We start from the raw sequence: 2,319 nt of genomic DNA, 5'->3' as shown, positions 1-2,319 counted from the left end.
GGGGGCGTTTTGACGGGTGGGCGGTGGGACCGTAATGTATCTATACGTACCCCAAAGGTGCGGAAAGCCGCAGTGCTTTTCGGCCTCACGTGGGACCGTCTTCTAGTCAGATCAATGTTGGGTTCTTGGTTCAAGTTCTCTGGTGTTGGGCTAGGATTGTAAGCCTCCACCGGGTGTGTGTTGCTGGTTGGGTCGTGTTGTCCGAGTGTTTGTGGTGTCCTTTGGGTGCCGGAAATTGCTGGGTGTGGCCGATTTGACAGGGACTGGCCGGGTGGGTAAGTTAGACAAGTTGCCCCGGAGCGACAGCCCAGTAGGGCCTGATGTCGGGTGCGTCCGATCCTTGAGAACTCAACAGCGTGCACAATGTCAAATGCCAAAAACCTCGTGGTTGTGGCCCGTTTCTAGCGGGGTACAGCTAAGAGATTCCTTTGGAAATAATATTGAAAAAGTCCTGACTTCGGTTAGGCAACTAAACAAAGCAAGTCAGTAATGATTTGTTCTTGTCAGTTTCAAACTTGCATCGTTTCAGCCTATTCCGGTTGGGGGGTGCACTAGATGGGCGCTCGGTTTGTATTTATATGGATCGGGTAGCTATTCAAACATTTACGGAGAGTTTGATCCTGGCTCAGGACGAACGCTGGCGGCGTGCTTAACACATGCAAGTCGAACGGTGAAGAGGAGCTTGCTCCTTGGATCAGTGGCGAACGGGTGAGTAACACGTGAGCAATCTGCCCTTGACTCTGGGATAACTGCGGGAAACTGTAGCTAATACCGGATATTACCTTGGAAGGCATCTTCTGGGGTGGAAAGAATTTTGGTCAAGGATGAGCTCGCGGCCTATCAGCTAGTTGGTGAGGTAATGGCTCACCAAGGCGACGACGGGTAGCCGGCCTGAGAGGGTGACCGGCCACACTGGGACTGAGACACGGCCCAGACTCCTACGGGAGGCAGCAGTGGGGAATATTGCACAATGGGCGCAAGCCTGATGCAGCAACGCCGCGTGAGGGACGACGGCCTTCGGGTTGTAAACCTCTTTTAGTAGGGAAGAAGCGACTGGGTTTTCCTGGGAGTGACGGTACCTGCAGAAAAAGCACCGGCTAACTACGTGCCAGCAGCCGCGGTAATACGTAGGGTGCAAGCGTTGTCCGGAATTATTGGGCGTAAAGAGCTCGTAGGCGGTTTGTCGCGTCTGCTGTGAAAACCCGAGGCTCAACCTCGGGCCTGCAGTGGGTACGGGCAGACTAGAGTGCGGTAGGGGAGATTGGAATTCCTGGTGTAGCGGTGGAATGCGCAGATATCAGGAGGAACACCAATGGCGAAGGCAGATCTCTGGGCCGTAACTGACGCTGAGGAGCGAAAGCATGGGGAGCGAACAGGATTAGATACCCTGGTAGTCCATGCCGTAAACGTTGGGAACTAGATGTGGGGACCATTCCACGGTCTCCGTGTCGCAGCTAACGCATTAAGTTCCCCGCCTGGGGAGTACGGCCGCAAGGCTAAAACTCAAAGGAATTGACGGGGGCCCGCACAAGCGGCGGAGCATGCGGATTAATTCGATGCAACGCGAAGAACCTTACCAAGGCTTGACATATACCGGAAACGGCCAGAAATGGTCGCCCCGCAAGGTCGGTATACAGGTGGTGCATGGTTGTCGTCAGCTCGTGTCGTGAGATGTTGGGTTAAGTCCCGCAACGAGCGCAACCCTCGTCCTATGTTGCCAGCACGTAATGGTGGGAACTCATGGGATACTGCCGGGGTCAACTCGGAGGAAGGTGGGGATGACGTCAAATCATCATGCCCCTTATGTCTTGGGCTTCACGCATGCTACAATGGCCGGTACAAAGGGCTGCGATACCGCAAGGTGGAGCGAATCCCAAAAAGCCGGTCTCAGTTCGGATTGAGGTCTGCAACTCGACCTCATGAAGTCGGAGTCGCTAGTAATCGCAGATCAGCAACGCTGCGGTGAATACGTTCCCGGGCCTTGTACACACCGCCCGTCAAGTCATGAAAGTCGGTAACACCCGAAGCCAGTGGCCGAACCCGCAAGGGACNAACACCCGAAGCCAGTGGCCGAACCCGCAAGGGACGGAGCTGTCGAAGGTGGGATTGGTGATTAGGACTAAGTCGTAACAAGGTAGCCGTACCGGAAGGTGCGGCTGGATCACCTCCTTTCTAAGGAGCACGTGCACCGCTCGTCTGTCTACAGCGAGATCACCGGTGCCAGTCATACCAAGACGAATGTTCTTGGATGGCGCTCATGGGTGGAACATTGACATTGATATGAGGACGGTTAGTTCTCGGGCCGGTACGCTCCTTCGG

1 rRNA gene is annotated in these 2,319 nt (G+C 55.0%); it reads left to right on the top strand.

Features of this window, described 5'->3' with window-relative positions:
- Positions 1-602 precede the first annotated feature (602 nt).
- A 16S ribosomal RNA gene (locus tag E3N85_RS00620) occupies positions 603-2,172 on the top strand.
- Positions 2,173-2,319: the final 147 nt, after the last annotated feature.

Source organism: Cryobacterium sp. Hz9, assembly GCF_004402825.1.
GTDB classification, from domain to species: domain Bacteria; phylum Actinomycetota; class Actinomycetes; order Actinomycetales; family Microbacteriaceae; genus Cryobacterium; species Cryobacterium gelidum.
The sequence above is the reverse complement of the archived record's forward strand: the minus strand, read 5'-3'. Positions and strand labels throughout refer to the sequence as shown.